Genomic DNA, 16,831 nt, shown 5'->3' with positions numbered 1-16,831 from the left:
CCCCCTCGCCGAACGTGAGGCGGATTGTGCCAGCGGGCACCGACAAAAACGGGGGGTCCGGCGCACCGGACCCCCCGAATTTCTGCGAAAAACTACTTCCGGATCGCCTCGATGATGCGCGGCCGCAGCTCAGCGGCCTTGATCACGGCGTCCACGGATCCGACCTCGACCGCACGCTGGATGCTGTGCACCCGGTCGAACTCGGTGGCCACCTCGCCCAGCTTCTCGGTCCGCACCGAGGAGCGCAGGTCGTCCAGCTCGGCGGCGAGCGAGCTGCGCTCGGCGCCGGACGCGGCGGCGACCCGGGCCTCCAGGGCCCGGATCCGCGGGTCGGCCCCGGTCCGGGCGGTGACGTCGCCGCTGAAGACCACGGCCGCGGCCGACGCGCCACCGAGCACCGACGCGAACGACCCCTCGACCGCCAGCACCGTCATCGACGGGTTGAGCTGCTTGGAGAAGACCACGAAGGCGCCGCCGTGGTAGCGGGAGATCACCACGAAGACGATCGGGCCGGAGAAGTTGACGATCGCCCGGCCGATCTCGGCGCCGTACTCCAGCTGCAGCTTGCGCATCGACTCGGGCGAGCCGTCGAAGCCGGACAGGTTGGCCAGCACCACCAGCGGACGGTTGCCGCTGGCCGCGTTGATCGCCCGGGCCGCCTTCTTCGACGAGCGCGGGAACAGGGTGCCCGCGTTGTACGCGTCCGGCCCGTCGGTGGGCGGGAAGCCGCGCCGCGGCACCGACCGCGACTCGATGCCGAGCAGGCAGACCGGCATGCCGCCGAGGTGGGCGTCCTGCACGACCGCGGTCTCGGCGTCGGCCATCCCGGCCCAGCGTTCGAGGGTCGGGTGGTCCTGGTCGGCGAGCGCCCGCATGACCGTACGGATGTCGAAGGGCTTCTTGCGGTCGGGGTTCGCCGTCGCCGAGAAGATCTCGCCGACCGTGGTGAAGTCGCTGCCGTCCACCGCGTGCGGGAAGTCCGAGACGTCGCGATCGATCGGGTCGTTGCTGGGAATCGACCGCGGCCCGGCCTCACCGGGCACCACGTACGTGTGCTCGTAGTGCGCCATCAGCACGTCCCGCGCCGCCATCAGGTTCGGCGCCCAGTACTGCGCCTGCCCGTTCGGCCCCATCACCCGGTCGTAGCCGCCGATGCCGAAGTTGTCCTCGGCCGACACGCCGCCGGCGAAGTCGAGCGCGTGCTTGCCGGTCAGCACCATGGCCGAGTCCGGGGTCATGACCAGGATGCCCTTGGTGTGCATGAGCATCGTGGCCTCGGCGTTCCAGTACGGCTGGGCGCCCACGTTGATCCCGGCCACGACGATGTTGATCTCGCCGCCGGCCTGGGTGAACTCGACGATCCGCTTGAGCGCGGCGGCCACCCAGTCCATGTTCTCGGTGCCGGAGCTCATCGAGATCCGGGCGCCCGACGACAGCGCGTACCACTCCAGCGGCACTTCGAGCGAGGAAGCCAGGTCGAGCGCGGCGATGACCCGGCGGCACTCCGGTTCGGAGAGCGCGCCGAGCGACTTCGTCGGGTCACCGAGCAGCACGACCCGCTTGATGCCCTCCGGGTGCCGCGGCGTGACCGTGGTGACCACGCCGGCGACCAGGGCCGCGCTGTTCCTGCCCTTGGGCCGGTCGACCGGCACGAGCACGTGGTTCTCGTCCAGGTCGTGCTCGCTGAACGAGCCGAGGAACTCCGTCAACTCGTACGGATAAACGGTGTTCCGGCTGCTCGCCCGCAGCACCTTCTGCCGGTAGCCGTCGAGCGGCTCGATCGGCTCGTTGGACGGCGGGCCGAGGATCAGCTCGGTGCCGCCGGTCGCGCTGAACGTGATCCGCACGTTCACCTTGACCAGCTCGCCGGTCTTCTCGTCGCGCCGCCGGGCGATGAACAGGATCTCCTCCAGGCCGGCGCCGGCCGTGGTCGGCGACACGCGCCGGGCGATCATCTCCATCTCGTTGTACGTGAGCCCCAGCTCGGGCCAGACGTAGATGACGATCCGATTGGTGCTGAACCGCTTGTCCGAGGAGCGCCGCGACTGCGCCCGGCGGATGCCGTCCAGGCAGGTCGAGATCGTGTCCTCGGTGGTCGGCAGCGCGACCAGGCGGCCGTCCTGCTCGCGCAGCTCGGTCAGGTCGCGGATCTGCGCGAACGCGACGAGCCGGTCGTCGGCCGGGTTCTCCCGGGCCACGCACTGGAAGAGGTAGATCTCCTCGTCGGCCGACGGCAGCCGGGTCAGATCGAACTTGCGGAGGCGTTCCAGCTGCATGCGCTGCGCGATGTAGGGGTGCAGCCCGCGGATCAGCCGCTCCTCCTCCATCCCGGTGGTCGACGGCCGGAACGTGAAGTGGTGGTGCATGACCGCGCCGCTGGGCCCGGCCACCGTGGTGGTCAGCCGCCGCACCTGGGCCGGCAGCGCGACGCCGCTGATCACCTCGTGCAGCGCGGTCGCCATCTCGTCCGGGTCGGCCGGTTGGCCCTCCCACGCGAGGTAGACGTCGGCGTCGATCGATCCACCCTGGGCCGCCAGCTCGGCCAGTCCGGTCAGCACCCCGGTCAGCTTGTCGAACCGCTCGGCCGCCGACGCCAGGCGCGCGCCGTCCCGCTCGGCAACGACAAAACCAACACCGTTAAAAGCATTGGCGCGTACGTCGTTGAGGCCCTTGTTCCCGTAGTAGCGCCGGGTCAGCACCTCCAGCAGCACCGAGTTGTCCAGATTGTGCCGGACCAGACGCTGGCCGAGCAGGCGGACCAGGGGTTCGGTGCTGCGGACCATCTCGGCGATCCGGTCGTCCCGGTCGCCCGACTGCGGGAACTCGTCCAGGTGGCGCAGGTGCTTGCGGATCTGCGCGTACACCTCGGCCCGGTGGCGGCGCAGCAGCGGCTGGCCGAACCAGGTGAAGACGACCCCGCGGGCCAGGTCGGCCACGGCCGGGAAACGCACCTGGGTGGCCGCGATCAGCCGCTCCAGGACGAGACCGGCCGGCTCGTGCAGGGTGGCGTCCGGCGGCGGTTCCTGCAGCCAGGAGCGCAGCAACGCGGCGATCGCGGCCGCGTCGGCCGACGAGCGCTGCTGGGCCAGGAAGATCCGGAACACCGCGGCCTCAAGGGCGGGCGTGCGTTCCAGGTCGGTGATGCCGTAGTGGCCGAGTGCCTTGGACAGCCGGGTCTGGAACGACTGCGGCAGGCCGGCCCGCTCCACGTCCAGGCTCTGCAGGTAGGCGTGGAAGAACTCACGCGCGCTGTGCACGTGGGTGTCGCCGCCGCCGTCCTCGCCGGCCGGCCGGTTGCGGCTCAGCTCGGTCAGGTCGGCGAAGACCTCCATCAGCGCGATCTCGCGCTCCAGCGGGCGGTGGCCCTCGTCGGCGGCGACCCGGCGGGCGGCCAGGTAGTCGTCGAGGACGCGGCGCTCGTCGTGCGGGTCGGCGTCGAAGCCGAGCAGCAGGCTGCGCAGGTCCTCCACGCCGCGGGCGGCGCGCAGGCGGGCCGGCTGACCGTCCGGCGCGGCCGGCAGGTCCACGTCGGCCGCGGTCTCGACGGCGGCCTGCTCGGCCTCGTCGCCCCCGATCGGGTCCAGGCGCAGCAGCGCCGCGCCGGCGTCGACCTTGTTGCCGACCGCGACGAGCACCTCCTTGACCCGGGCCCGGAACGGCGCGCGCAGCACCGCCTCCATCTTCATGGCCTCCAGGACGAGGACCGGCGCACCGGCCTCGACCTCGGCGCCGGCCTCCAGGGGAGTGGCCACGACCAGGGCCGGCATCGGGGAGCGGAGCACGCCGCCCTCGTCCCGGCTGACCCGGTGGGTGACGCCGTCGACCTCGATCAGCGTGATCGCGCCGTGGGCGCCGGTGAGCAGCCGGTGGCGGGCGCCGTTGACGGTGATCCGGCCGGTGTGGCTGTCGAAACGCTCCAGGGTGACGTCGGCCAGCCGGACGTCGCCGCCGGCCTCGATGCCGACCCGGAAGCGGTGGGCGCCGACCCGGGCGACCCGCACCCGGTACGTCGTGCCGCGCAGTTTGAGGTCGAGCGGCGTGCCGCTCTCGTGGCGCACCTGCGGGCGCCCGCCGAACGCGGTGGAGAGCAGGCGCTGCTGCTCGACCTGCTCCTCGTCCTCGTAGGCCTCGATCGCGGCGGCGGCCAGGGCCACGCCGGAGTGCCGGTCGGAGACCAGGCGGCCCTCGCCCCGGACCCGGTCGATCCAGCCGGTGTCGGCGCTGCCGTCGATCACCTCGGGCTGGTCGAGCAGGTCGAGCACGAAGCTCTTGTTGGTGGCGCCGCCCTCGATGACGACGGTGGTCTCGGACATCGCCCGGCGCAGGCGGCCCAGGGCCTCGTCGCGGTTCTTCCCGTACGCGATGACCTTGGCGATCATCGAGTCGAAGTCGCCCGGGATGCTGTCGCCCTCGCTGACGCCCGTGTCGACCCGGATGCCGGGGCCGGCCGGGAAGTCGAGGCGCGCGATGCGGCCGGGGGAGGGCGCGAAGTCCCGGTCCGGGTCCTCGGCGTTGAGCCGCGCCTCGATGGCGTGCCCGCGCTCGATCGGCCGCTCGCCGGTCAGGGGGTTGCCCAGGGCGACGTGGATCTGCAGCTTGACCAGGTCGGTGCCGGTCACGTACTCGGTGATCGGGTGCTCGACCTGCAGGCGCGTGTTCACCTCGAGGAAGGCCAGCAGGTCCTCACCCGGGTGGTAGAGGAACTCGACCGTGGCCGCACCGCGGTAGCCGACCTTGACCGCCAGCCGCTCGGCCGACGCCTTCAGCTCGGCCGCCCGCTCCGGGGGCATCACCGGGGACGCCGACTCCTCGATCACCTTCTGGTTGCGGCGCTGCACCGAGCAGTCGCGCACGCCGATAGCCCACGCGGTGCCCTGGCCGTCGGAGATGACCTGCACCTCGACGTGCCGGGCGCCGGTGACCAGGCGCTCCAGGAAGACGACGCCGCTGCCGAACGCGCGGGCGGCCTCCTGGCTGGTCCGCTCGTAGGCGTCGGTCAGCTCGTCGGACGAGGTGACCTTGCGGATGCCGCGCCCGCCGCCGCCGGCCGTGGCCTTGAGCATCAGCGGGTAGCCGATCCGCTCGGCCGCCTCCAGGGCGGCCTCCAGGGTCTCGACCGGGCCGCGGCTCCAGGCCGCGACCGGCACGCCGACCTCCTCGGCGATCAGCTTCGAGCCGATCTTGTCGCCGAGCTGGCGCATGGCGTCCGCGCTGGGACCGATGAACGTGATCCCGATCCGGTCGCACAGCTCCGCGAACGCCGGGTCCTCGGCGACGAAGCCCCAGCCGACCCAGGCGGCGTCCGCCCCGGTGTCGACCAGCGCGTGCTCCAGCAGTTTCAGGTCCAGGTACGGCCGGGACGCGGCCGGACCCAGGTCGTACGCGATGTCTGCCTCGCGCACGAAGGTGGCGGTCCGGTCGACGTCGGTGTACAGCGCGACGGTCTCGATCGGCGCGCCGGTCTCCGCGGCGAGCTCCCGGACGGCATGGATGAGCCGCATGGCGGCCTCACCACGGTTGACGATGGCGATTCGTTTGAACACCCGATCGAGCCCCTACCTCAGCGAAAACCTTCGCCGAGAGACTACAGGTGGTAGAGGCGGATCAGCGGCAAGCGCCCAGCCTGAGCTGCGTTTAGGGGTTACTCACGGGTACTACCCAGGGGTAGGCGGCCCGGCCTCCCGGGATCGGGGGACCGGGCCGTGAAATCAATGCGAATAGATCTCCATCTCATAAAGTGAGAAGCCGTAACTGGTCGCGCGGGTCTGCCCGGTCAGCCGGACATACCGGGCGTTTGACGCGGTGAGCTGCACGTTGTCCACCCCGCCGTCGCCCGCGGCGACCGCACCGACCGGGGTCCAGGTCGTCCCGTTGGGAGAGGTTTCGATTTTGTACGTCTTCGCGTAGGCCGACTCCCACGACAGCACGACCCGGGCCACGGAGGTGCTCGCCCCGAGATCAACTTGTATCCACTGGTTGTCCGCGTACGAACTCGCCCACCGCGTGGCGGGCTTGCCGTCCACGACGTTCGCCGCCGGGTAACCCGATTGGGTGCTCAGCGCGGTGACCGTCTTCCCGGCCGCCAGGTTGCTCACCGTGTCCCCGCGCTTGGCCGGGAACGACACCACCTGCTGATAGGTCGGCCGGTTCTGCCAGCCGATCAGGTCGTGGGTGATCCCGCCGAGCGGGCTCTGCAGGATCGCGTCGGCACACCACTGGTTGCCGGCCGCGCAGTGGTCGTCGGCCGGGTAGGTGGTCGCCGCCGGTTCCGCCAGGGCCGCGGTCAGGCTGGTCAGCAGCGCGCCTCGGCAGGTGCTGACGGTCCCGCCGCCGCAGTACTTCGTGGACCAGCCCGGCACCGAGTCGCCCAGGACGGCGCGCAGGTCCTTGCTCACATAGCCCCACCACCCGTACTGGAAGGAACTGCCCTTGTGTCCTTGCGCCTCGTTGGCCGAGGTGGGCAGATCCGAGACCGGCCCGGTCTGGCCGCCGGACGGGGACTCGTTGATCTGCAGGGCGTCGACCAGCGCGTCGAACAGGCCGCTGCCCAGGCCGGCGGAGAACTCCGACTGCACGAGCCGCGGCCACCAGGCGTCGAAGATCCGGATCGCGTCGGCGTCGGCGTACGTCTTGCTGCCGGCCGCCGTCTCCTTGCGCAGCGCGCCGTTGGTCAGCCAGGTGCGCAGCTTGGTCAGCGCGGCCGCCTGCGCGGAGTCGGTCACCGTGGCGGTGTCGATCACCCGCAGCAGCACCGGCAGCACCTGCTTGCCGCGCAGATCGGTCAGCCCGGCCTGCTCGACGATCTTGAGCAGGGACGCCCGGTCGTACCTGGTCCCGGCCGCGATCCCGGCCTTGAGTGGCGCGTCCAGCAGATCGGCCCGGTGCACGGGCCCGAAGCTGAAGTTGCCGTCGGCCGCCGAGTAATCCGTGGCCTGCTTGTTGTTCCAGCTGACGAAGTAGTCCTGGTTGACCGCCTTCGGATGGACGGTGTTGCCGTTCCAGCTCAGCCACTCGTTGGCCGCGTCACCCCAGTTGGGCAGGTTCGGGTCGACCGTGGACGGCCGCGACGGCTGGGCGCCCGAGGTGTACATCGCGTTCTCGGTCGAGTTCACGTAGAACCAGTTGAACGCGAACGGGATGTTGGCCGCCGAGTTGGTGAACGCGGCCGCGGTGCCCATCTGGTCCGGCTCGTTGAACATCTGGAAGCCGATCGCCGAGTCCGCCTCGTGCCGGTACGTCGAGCGCAGCCCGGTGAACGCGACCGGCGCACCGCCGACCGTGCCCCGCCAGGTGACCAGGCCGTACCTCGTGCGCTGGACGGTCAGCCGGTAGGAGCCGGCCGCCGTCGAGTCGGCCGTGGTCGGCGTCCACGCGTTGGTCCGGGTCAGGTTCTCCATGGCGGTGCACGTGCCGTGGTACAGGTAGGACGTCGACGCCGTGGTCGCGGTGCTGCCGTCGGCATTGCACAGCCGGACCGCGTACGTGTCGGTGATGTCCTGGATCGACGACGTCGCGCTCCACGCGTAATCGGGCCCCCGGCCCAGCAGCGTGTAGAGGTTGAGCCCGCTGAACGCGACCCCGCGGCTGCTGATCCCCGGCCCCTGCAGCTCCTGGAGCATGAGCAGTTGCGGGGCGAAGTACCCGGTCTGCGGCCCGAAGACGGCGACCGGATGACCGGTGGCCGAGTTGGCCGCCGAGACGACCGCCGCGTTGGACATGCCGCGGCTCGCGCTGTCGATCGTCAGCGTGCTCAGCGACCGCGCGATCGCGCTGGTCCCGGTCGTGCCGGTCGCCGCCGATCCGGTCTTGTCGAACACGATCTCCTGCGGCACGGCGCCCGCGTCCGGCATGGCCACACCCGTGGCATTCGCATTCCCCTGCCCGTACGGGAAACTCTGCCCGTTGTGCAGGGTGAGCACCGTCTCCGGATCGTTCTGCGACCGGAACTGCTGCCACACCTGGTCACCGACGGTGGCGCCGTACTTCGCCCGGGCCGCGACCCGGACCAGCGCCGACTGCATCTCGGTGCCGCCGCCCCCGCCGAACAGGCCCCCGATCACGCCGGCGACCGCGATCAGGTCGGTCGGCACGAAGTCCTCCGGGCCGCCCGCGTTGGTGATCGAGTCCAGGTGACCGGTGAGCACGTACTCGCCGGGGCAGTCCCGGGCGGCCATGCAGTCGTCGATGTACTTGTTGATCCCGGCCAGGTACTGCAGGACGTCGTCGTAGAGCTGCGCGCCCCGGGTGCCCGAGGTGCGCAGCGCGTCGAGCTGCGCCTGCAGGTCGGCCTCGGTGTACGGCGAGGTGCGCCAGACACTCTGCTCCAGTTCCCGGTTGCCCTCGGCGCCCCCGGCGAACGAGGTGAGCGAGCCCCGGGCCACGTGCCGCATCAGGTCCATCAGGAACAGCCGGTCCTGCGCGCCGGCGTACCCGGCCCCGAACATCGTTCCGGCGCGGGTGGTGCCGGTGACGTGGGGGATGCCCAGCGCCTTGTCGCGCACGATCGTCACGTCCGCCCGCGGCGTGCTCGTGCTGGCGACGTTCGCGCTGCTCACGCCGTACGAGGAATCGTTGAAGAAGGTGTTGATCTGTCCGGGCGTCAGCCCGGTGTAGTTGTAGGCCAGGTTGGCGTAGGGCGCGAGTTGATCGTCGGAGTGCGCGGGCATCGTGCCGAACACCTGGTGGGCGAGGATCTGGGCCAGATCGGCGTCCCCGTTCTGTCCCGGCGGCAGGATGTCGGAACACTCACCCAGGCAGTAGTCGTCGGTGGCGTAAGCCGCGGTGGCCGGCTTCGGATTCACCTGGACGAGGGTGGCGGAGGTCAGCAGGGAGACGGCGAGAACAGCGATCAGCTGGGGAAAGCGTCGGCGCATGGACGGGTCCCTTCGGGGAACGCTCGAACGCGAAAATCGTTCATACATTTTAAAACTTCGATGGTTTCCACCACCAGAGCGAACCTGCGGCGGTGATGTCCCCCGATCGGGGCGCATCTCGCAAGTTGCACGAGCGCCGTCCGAGCCCAGACGCTTTTCGGACTCCACGTCCCCCTATAGAGGTGTTGACCGATTCCCCGGACCGCGCCAATCCTTGGCCGCGGTCACGGAACGACAACAGACGGTGGCGAGGGGGAGCGACATGAGGCGCAGGCGCGACCGGACGATCCGCGACCGAGTGGTCCGGATGCTGGCCCTGCCCCTGGTCGCGCTGCTGGCCCTGCTGGCGGTGGTCTACGGCGGCGAGATCGGCCGCTACCGCAACGCGTCGGCCACCGCGCACCGGATCACCGTCATCCTGGCCATCCAGAGCCTGGTCCAGGAACTGCAGAACGAGCGCGGCCTGACCGTCGCGGTGATCGGCGGCAACACCGGCTTCCGGGACCGGATCGCCCCGGCCCGCCAGCGCGTCGACGCCCAGCGCGCCGCCGTCCGCTCGGCCCTGGGCGACGAGGACTCGGCCGCGCTCGACGAACTGGACGGTCTCAGCCGGATCCGCAACAGCGCCGACGCCGGAGAGGCCGTCCGCGGCGACACCTTCGACTTCTACACCGGGCTGATCCAGGATCTCGGCGACGACACCCGGCACCTGGAGATCGTCCAGGACCTGGACCTGCGCCGCGGCGCCGAGTCCCTGGAGATGCTCACCGAGGTCAAGGAGGCCACCGCCCAGGAATGGGTGTTCCTGGACGGCGTGATCACCGCCGGCGGTTTCCAGGCCGGCGAGTTCTCCAAGCTGCTCAACATCGTCGCCGCCCGCGACCTGTCGCTCGGCGAGTTCGACGAGTTCGCCGACCCGGCCGCCGCCGCGGCCAAGGCCCGGCTGCTGAGCAGCGCCGCCGCCCAGCAGGCGCACGCCGTCGAGGCGGCCGCCCTGCGCGCCGGCGACCGGCAGAGCCTGCTGGCCGACTCCGGCGCCTGGTGGACCGCGGTCGCCACGATGCTCGACGACATGACCGGGCTCGCCGCCCAGATCGGCGCCGGCACCCTGACCCGCGCCCACGACCTGACCGAACGGGCCACACTGCGGCTCGGACTGCTCTCCGGGGTGGTCCTGCTCTGCCTGGCCGGCTCGGCCTGGCTGGCCATCGGCGCGACCCGCTCGCTGGCCGAACCCCTGGCCGCGCTGGCCGGCGAGGCCGACCGGCTGGCCGGGCACCGACTGCCCGAGGCGGTCCGGCGGGCCGCGGCCGGCGAGGAGACCGAACCCCTCGAACCGGTGCCGGTCGCCGCGGGCGCGTCGGCCGAGGTGCGCCGGGTCGCCGACGCCCTGGACCGGGTGCGGGCCACCGCGTACACCCTGGCCACCGAGCAGGCGCTGATCCGCCGCGGCACCTCCGAATCCCTGGCCGACCTGGGCCGGCGCAACCAGAACCTGCTGCGCCGCCAGCTCGGCTTCATCACCCGCCTGGAACGCGAGGAGTCCAGCCCGAACGGCCTGGCCAACCTCTTCGAACTCGACCACCTGGCCACCCGCATGCGGCGCAACGCGGAAAGCCTGCTCGTCCTGGTCGGCGCGGCCAGCCCGCGCACCTGGCCCGGCCCGCTGCCGCTGACCGACGTGATCCGGGCCGCGGTGTCCGAGGTGGAGGAGTACCGCCGGGTCGTGCTGCGCCGCCTCGACGAGGCCATGGTGCAGGGCGCGGTCGCCAGCGGCCTGGCCCACATGCTGGCCGAGCTGATCGAGAACGGCCTGACCTTCTCCCCGCCCGACGTCGAGGTGGAGATCCACGGTCGGCGGATCGGCGACGGCTACCTGATCGCCGTCTGCGACCAGGGCGTCGGCATGAACGAGGAGGACCTGAGCCGGGCCAACCAGCGGCTGCGCGGCGAAGGCGACTTCATGACCGGGCCGGCCAAGTTCCTCGGCCACTACGTGGTCGGGCGGCTGGCCGCCGAACTCGGTTCCGAGGTGCGGCTCACCCCGTCCGCGGTGACCGGGGTGACCGCGCGGATCAGCCTGCCCGCGGCGCTGATGGCCGAGCCCGCCCACCTGCCCCCGGCCTTCGAGAAGCCGACAGTCGCCTCGTTCGACAAACCGGCCGTCGCGTCGTTCGAGAAGCCGGCCGTCGCCGAGCCTCCGAGGACCGCCGATCCCGTACGGATCCGGCCCCGCGCGCTGGAGGTCGACTACGTCGTGGTCACCGACCGGCCGGCGGTGCCCGCGCTGAACGGGACGACACCGGGGACGGGCCACGAACGTACGGCCAATGGTTTGCGCAAACGCATCCCCCGGGCCCGCCGGGCCGACCGTGCGCCCGTGCCCACGCCGCGTGAGGAACCGACAGTGGAACTGACCGGCTCACCGGACGCGGTCCGCGATCGCCTGACCGCACTTCGCGACGGCATCCAGCGGGGCCGCGGCCTCGCCGCCACTTATGAGGAGACCCGATGAGCGAGCTTGTGAGCGAATTGATAGGTACAGTCGTCAACTCATCGCGGCGCCGGAGCGCAGCGGAGGTGACGCGATGAGCGTCGAAGCGCCGGCTGATCGTCACCAGTTCAACTGGATGCTCGGGAACTTCGTCCATCAGACCGACGGGGTCCGCGACGCCGTGGCCGTGTCCTCGGACGGGCTGCTGATCGCCGGATCCGACGGGCTCAGCCGCGCCGAGGCCGACCAGCTGGCCGCGATCGTGTCCAGCATGGCCAGCCTGGCCCGGACGGCGTCGCGCCGCTACGAGTTCGACGGACTCAAACTGATCATGATCGAGATGCGCCGGGGCTTCCTGGTCGTCTCGGTCATCCCCGGTGGCAGCTGCCTCGGCGTGGTGGCCGGCGGCGACAGCGACCTCGGCCTGGTCGGCTACGAGATCTCCCGGCTGGCCGAACGCTTCGGGGACCTGTTGACGCCCGCACTGATCGCCGAGTCCCGGCAACACCTCCCGCGATGAGCCTTCATTCGTCCTCATCCTCCGGGGCGGACGAACCCATCGTCCGTCCGTTCATGCTCACCGGCGGGCGCACCCAGCCCATGCACGACGGCCTCCGGATCGAGACCCAGCTGTACGCCGCCCCGGCCGCCCTCTCCGCACCCCTGCGCTTCGAGTCCCGCCGCATCGTCGAACTGTGCCAGGCCCCGCGCTCGATCGCCGATCTGGCGTCCGCGCTCGGCGTGCCTCTGGGCGTGATCCGGGTCATCGTCGCCGACCTGATCACCGAGGGTTTCGTGCTCGTCGACCAGGGGCCGGGCGATTTCTCCACCACGCTCATCGAGAGGATCCGGGACCGTGTTCGGGCGATCTGACACCGTCCCGGCGCCGCTGCCGCCGGTCGCCGTCAAAATCGTCATCAGCGGCGGCTTCGGCGTCGGCAAGACCACCTTCGTCGGCGCCGTCTCCGAGATCGAGCCGCTGGTCACCGAGGCCGAGATGACCGAGCGCTCGATCGGCGTCGACGACACGTCCGGCGTGTCGGAGAAGACCACCACCACCGTTGCCCTCGACTTCGGCCGCATCACCTTGGACGAGGCCCTCCTGCTCTACCTCTTCGGCACCCCCGGCCAGGACCGCTTCGCCTTCCTCTGGGACGACCTGGTCGACGGCGCCCTCGGCGCGATCGTCCTGGTCGACACCCGCCGCATCGAGGACTGCTTCCCGGCCATCGACTACTTCGAGGACCACGACATCCCGTTCATCATCGGCGTCAACACCTTCGACGGCGCCCGCCGCTTCGACCACCAGGAGATCCGCGAAGCCCTCGGCCTCGACACCGACCTCCCGCTGATCGACTGCGACGCCCGCCGCCGCGACTCGGTCAAAATGGTTCTGGTCACCCTCACCGAACGCGTCCTGGCCCGCCGCCTGGAACGCGCCGGCCTGTCCTGACGCCACGCTCCCACCGGGCCGGCTTCGCCACCGAAAACCTTCGACCCCTTTCCCGTACGGGCGTCGAAGCGGGACACGACCAGGGGTGGCCGGTGGGCGGTAAGGTCGGCGCGATGCTACCGCGGACCGTGCTGGAGGTGCTCGCCGAGCTGGCTCCGGCCGCGGCCGAGCGGACGCTCGACGTGAGCAAGGGGTCGCAGGCGCTGGTCTGGCTGGAGGTCGCGGAGAAGGCGCCCCGGGACAAAGCGGTGGAACGGCTGGCGGCGCTCGACGCGCTGCACCGGGAAGAGCGGATCCTGTACCGGGGCTGGGGGTTCCTGGCCGGGCGGATCGAGATCGAGGGCCGGGCCCGCAAGATCCGGCTGCCGCTGCTCAGCCAGCCGGTGCACCTGGAACGGGCCCTGCTCGGGTACAAGGTGGTGCCGGCCGGGGACGCCGAGGTGACCCCGCTGGTGGAGGATCGGGAGCTGGCCGCCGGGCTGGAGGCCGCGCCGGGTCTGGCCACGCCCGGGTGGCTCGACGCCATCGGCAGCGGGGCCTGGCTGCGGTCGGTGGCCGAGGCGACCGGGCTGCCGGTCGGGGCGACCGTCGGGCCGAAGCAGCGGATTCCGGCGGACGGGCTGGTGCTGGTGGCGGCCCCGGCGCTGTTCGTGGTGCGGGACGTCTTCGGGGCCGGGCTCGCCGACAGCCTGCGCAGCTGGTCCGGCCGTGAGCTGGGCGGGACCGCGCTGGCCGCGATCTACGGCGACGCCCGCCCGCCCGACGGCGACGCCGCGGACGGCGGCGGGGATGAACCCGTGCTCTCGCCGCTGCCGTTGACCCGGGCGCAGGCCGAGGTGGTCGTGCGGGCCCGATCGGAAGCGGTCACGGTGGTGTCGGGGCCGCCCGGTAGCGGGAAGAGCCACACGGTGGTGGCGGCGGCGATCGAGGTGGTCGACCGGGGCGGTTCGGTGCTGGTGGCGACGCAGTCGCCGCACGCCGCCGAGGTGCTCGCCGGGCTGCTGGGCCGCTATCCGGGGCCGCCGCCGGTGCTGTTCGGGGACGCTCGCGGGCATGCCGGGCTGGAGGCTGAACTCACCGCCGGAGCCGATCAAGGCGTCGAGGCCGGGGTGATCCGTTCCGGTCGGCAGCGGGTGCGGACGGCCCACGAGCTGGTGCGGGCGAGAAGTGCCGCGCTGAGCAAGGCTCTGGAACGGGAGCAGCGGGCGGCCGCGCTGACCGCTTGGCAACCGCTTCTGCCGCAGCTGTCCACCGAGGTGCCCGGCGCGTTCGACGACGACGTCGACCTTGACGAGGTCCGCGCGCTGCTGGTCACGGCCGGTCTCGGCGGCGCCCTGCGCATCTCCCCGGGCGGCGAGGGCGGCGCCCTGCGGGTCTCCCCGGGCGGCGAGGAAGGAGCTGCGGGGGAGAAGGCCGCGGGCGGGGACGCCGGTGAACCCGATGGGCCGCGCGGCTGGTGGGGGCGGCGACGGGCGAGAGCGGCCCGGGGGAAGGCATTCCGCCTGCTCGGGGCGGCTGACCACGTACCCGAGGCAATTGTCTTTGAAGCTCTTGCGGCAGCGACCGCGCAACGGGCCGCCGCGCATCTCGCGGCCACCGGGGGGACCGACCTGGGGGCCGCCTGGCTTGCCCTGCACACCGCTGAGCAGGAGTTGCGGGAGGCGGCCGGCCAGGCGATGCGGGACGGCGCACGCGGGGCCGACCGCTGGGACCGGGACGGTCGGCGGGCGGCCGGTGCCCTGGCCGCGGCGCTGCGAGCCGGGCGGAACCGGCGTCGCGAGCTGCTGGCCCGGATGGAGGCGGCCCCGTTGGTCCGGGCCCTGCCGCTGTGGATCGGCACGGTGGCCGACGTCGAGGATCTGCTGCCGCCCGAGCCGGGCCTGTTCGACCTGGTCGTCATCGACGAGGCGTCGCACGTGGACCAGATCCGGGCCGCCCCGGTCCTGGCCCGGGCCCGGCGCGCGCTGATCGTCGGCGATCCGCGGCAGCTGCGGTTCGTGTCGTTCGTCAGTGACGTCGACGTCACCCAGGTGCTGGACCGGCACGGGGCCGACGAACGCCTGGACGTACGCCGGGTCAGCACCTACGACCTGGCCACCGCGGCCGCCCCGGTCACCTGGCTGGCCGAGCATCACCGCAGCGTGCCGCACCTGATCGACTTCCCGGCGCGGCGTTTCTACGGCAACCGGGTGTCGGTGATGACCCGCACCCCGCGGGCCGACGTGACGGACGCCGTCGACGTGGTCCACGTGCCCGGCGCGACCCTGGTCAAGGGCGTCAACGAGGCCGAGGTGGCGGCCGCGCTGGCCGCGATCGCCGAACTGGCCGGGTCGGGAGTCCGGGGGATCGGCGTGATCAGCCCGTTCCGGGCGCAGGCCGAGGCGCTGGAGGCGGCCCTGCTGCGGGAGCTGACGGCCGACCGGATCGAGGAGTTGCGCCTGCGGGTCGGCACCGTGCACGCGTTCCAGGGCAGCGAGGCCGACGCCGTGGTCGTCTCCCTCGCTCTGCTCGACGGTGACTCGCCGAGCCGCCGCCGCTTCGTCACCGACCCGCAGCTGTTCAACGTCATGGTCACCCGGGCCCGGCGGCGGCTGGTCGTGGTCACGTCGCTGACCGCCCCGGGCGGGCTGATCGGCGACTACCTGCAGCATGCCGAGGGGCCGCGCACGGCCGAGCCGGGTGACGAGCCGGCCGGCTGGGCCGCGGAGCTGGCCGCCGAGTTGAAGCAGTTCGACGTCCCGGTCCGGGCCGGGTACCGGGTCGGGCCGTGGACCCTCGATCTGTGCGTGGGTGACGTCGGCGTGCTGTGCGCCGTGCACCCGGACGGCCCGGCCGCTCACCTGGAGCGGCAGGGCGCGTTGCACCGGGCCGGCTGGCGCCTGGTCGACGCCTTCCCCAGCCGCTGGCACGGCGATGTGCGCCGGGCGGCGCTGGAGATCGCGGCGCCGGCTCCGGAAAAGTCGGCCTGAAAAAGCCGCCCGCCGCGGCGTATCGTCGTCGATGAATATCCAGCCGATGCGGGGGTTCGTCCGATGAGACGTTCAGCTGGTGCGATTCTGGCCGTGATCCTGCTGCTGACCGGGTGCGGCAAGGACACGGAGGACAAGAAGACCGGTGACCGGGTCACCTATCTCACCGCCTTCGGCGCGGTCGGCCGGGATGCCTTCGCCTGGGTGGCGCAGGAGAAGGGCTACTTCCGGGACGCCGGGATCGACGTCACGATCCAGCTCGGCGCGGCGACCGGCGAGAACCTGAAGGTGCTGGCCGCCGGCCGCGCCCAGTTCGCGAATCTCGACCTGACCGGCACCTGGATCCTGGCCGGCAAGGGGGAGTACCGGGACGTCCGGGCGATCGCCGCGATCCACCAGCAGACCCTGGTGTCGATCGTGTCCCTGGAGGGTGCCGGCGTCACCACCCCCAAGGACCTGGAGGGCAAGCAGGTCGGCGCCGCGACCGGCTCGGTCAACCAACTGCTCTTCCCGGCGTACGCGAAACTCGCCGGCATCGACGAGACCAAGGTGAAGTGGGTCAACGCGCCACCCGCCCAACTGCCCGCGCTGCTGGCCGGGGGACGGGTGGACGCGCTGAGCACGTTCCTGATCGGTGCGAAGGGCCTGTCGAAGGCGGCGGGCGGGAAGCCGACGGTGGTTCTGCCCTACTCCCAGTACCTGCCGGAGCTGTTCGGCAACGGCATCATCGCGCCACTCTCGGTCACCCGCGACAACCCGGATCTGGCCCGGCGGTTCCGCGACGCCGCGCTCAAGGGCCTGCAGTACACGCTGGACCATCCGGAGGAGGCCGCGCAGATCATGAAGAAGGCGCAGCCGGCCGCCGACGTGACCGCCGCCGTCGGGGAGATCACCCTGATGACGCCGTACGTGAAGCCGTCCGGCGTGATCGACCGGCCGCGGGTCGCCGCCGAGATCGCCACCCTGGAGAAGAGCGGGCTGATCCCGCCGGGACTGACGCCGGACGCGGTGGTCGACTTCGCCCTGGCCCCGGCGAGCTGAC

8 protein-coding genes are annotated in these 16,831 nt (G+C 71.8%); 6 read left to right on the top strand and 2 right to left on the bottom strand.

The window, feature by feature from the left end; translation table 11 throughout:
- Positions 1-92 precede the first annotated feature (92 nt).
- Both ACSHV8_RS29935 and ACSHV8_RS29930 read right to left on the bottom strand, forming a co-directional pair.
- Positions 93-5,543 (bottom strand): carboxyl transferase domain-containing protein, encoded by a 5,451-nt coding sequence (locus ACSHV8_RS29935; protein WP_436521026.1) that lies wholly within the window; start codon positions 5,541-5,543, stop codon positions 93-95.
- Positions 5,544-5,708: 165 nt separating this feature from the next.
- Positions 5,709-8,873 (bottom strand): penicillin acylase family protein, encoded by a 3,165-nt coding sequence (locus ACSHV8_RS29930; protein ID WP_436521024.1) that lies wholly within the window; start codon positions 8,871-8,873, stop codon positions 5,709-5,711.
- 262 nt (positions 8,874-9,135) lie between these two features.
- Here ACSHV8_RS29930 and ACSHV8_RS29925 point away from each other — a divergent pair, with 262 nt between their 5' ends.
- The 6 genes from ACSHV8_RS29925 to ACSHV8_RS29900 all read left to right on the top strand — a co-directional run bounded on the left by ACSHV8_RS29925 (position 9,136) and on the right by ACSHV8_RS29900 (position 16,830).
- Positions 9,136-11,388, top strand: a complete 2,253-nt coding sequence (locus ACSHV8_RS29925; RefSeq protein WP_436521022.1) for a sensor histidine kinase — start codon at positions 9,136-9,138, stop codon at positions 11,386-11,388.
- Positions 11,389-11,461: 73 nt separating this feature from the next.
- Positions 11,462-11,887: a roadblock/LC7 domain-containing protein gene (locus ACSHV8_RS29920; protein WP_436521020.1), complete on the top strand. Its 426-nt coding sequence runs from the start codon at positions 11,462-11,464 to the stop codon at positions 11,885-11,887.
- Positions 11,884-12,240, top strand: a complete 357-nt coding sequence (locus tag ACSHV8_RS29915) for a DUF742 domain-containing protein (protein ID WP_436521018.1) — start codon at positions 11,884-11,886, stop codon at positions 12,238-12,240. The genes ACSHV8_RS29920 and ACSHV8_RS29915 overlap by 4 nt, the downstream gene beginning before the upstream one ends.
- A complete protein-coding gene (locus ACSHV8_RS29910) occupies positions 12,224-12,820 on the top strand; it encodes a GTP-binding protein (RefSeq protein WP_436521016.1) in 597 nt (198 codons plus the stop codon). Before ACSHV8_RS29915 ends, ACSHV8_RS29910 begins: the two co-directional genes overlap by 17 nt.
- A 113-nt stretch (positions 12,821-12,933) precedes the next feature.
- A complete protein-coding gene (locus ACSHV8_RS29905; protein ID WP_436521014.1) occupies positions 12,934-15,789 on the top strand; it encodes a DEAD/DEAH box helicase in 2,856 nt (951 codons plus the stop codon).
- Between the two features lie 63 nt (positions 15,790-15,852).
- Entirely contained in the window at positions 15,853-16,830 is a 978-nt protein-coding gene (locus ACSHV8_RS29900) for an ABC transporter substrate-binding protein (RefSeq protein WP_436521012.1), read from the top strand.
- The last annotated feature ends 1 nt before the right edge of the window (position 16,831 follow it).

It is taken from the genome of Actinoplanes sp. HUAS TT8 (genome assembly GCF_051380535.1).
GTDB lineage: Bacteria > Actinomycetota > Actinomycetes > Mycobacteriales > Micromonosporaceae > Actinoplanes.
This window is presented reverse-complemented; position numbering and strand designations above follow the sequence as displayed.

Coding starts and splice junctions, on each gene's coding strand:
- ACSHV8_RS29930 (WP_436521024.1), bottom strand. CDS start 8,873: ATGCGCCGACGCTTTCCCCAGCTGATCGCTGTTCTCGCCGTCTCCCTG.
- ACSHV8_RS29925 (WP_436521022.1), top strand. CDS start 9,136: ATGAGGCGCAGGCGCGACCGGACGATCCGCGACCGAGTGGTCCGGATG.
- ACSHV8_RS29920 (WP_436521020.1), top strand. CDS start 11,462: ATGAGCGTCGAAGCGCCGGCTGATCGTCACCAGTTCAACTGGATGCTC.
- ACSHV8_RS29915 (WP_436521018.1), top strand. CDS start 11,884: ATGAGCCTTCATTCGTCCTCATCCTCCGGGGCGGACGAACCCATCGTC.
- ACSHV8_RS29905 (WP_436521014.1), top strand. CDS start 12,934: ATGCTACCGCGGACCGTGCTGGAGGTGCTCGCCGAGCTGGCTCCGGCC.
- ACSHV8_RS29900 (WP_436521012.1), top strand. CDS start 15,853: ATGAGACGTTCAGCTGGTGCGATTCTGGCCGTGATCCTGCTGCTGACC.